We start from the raw sequence: 313 nt of genomic DNA, 5'->3' as shown, positions 1-313 counted from the left end.
CATGCTAATTATAAATTTCCGTATTTTGATTATAATGATATGATACTTTCGGCAAATTACATGCAACAAGGTGCGTATAATAGGTTAGATTTAGCCGCTACAGCAAAACTAAACAAGTTATTTTTAGGAGCTATGGCAGTAACAAATCCTGCTAAAAATAGTGGTAATAGTCATTTACTAACATCAATTAACGCATTAGTTGGTGTAGAGTTTGAGCGCTTACGTTTTGGTTTTTCATATGATTTTAACACATCAAACATAGGTAGAACAGATGGTGTTTATGAACTTTCTATAACTTATTTAGCGGCATGTT

General features: G+C 31.9%; 1 protein-coding gene. It reads left to right on the top strand.

Annotated features, from left to right (window positions below; genetic code table 11):
- The coding region (locus FUA24_RS00520) for a type IX secretion system membrane protein PorP/SprF (protein ID WP_148539601.1) at positions 1–313 on the top strand (313 nt) is incomplete at both ends.

The sequence above is a fragment of the Seonamhaeicola marinus genome (genome assembly GCF_008085455.1).
The sequence above is the reverse complement of the archived record's forward strand: the minus strand, read 5'-3'. Positions and strand labels throughout refer to the sequence as shown.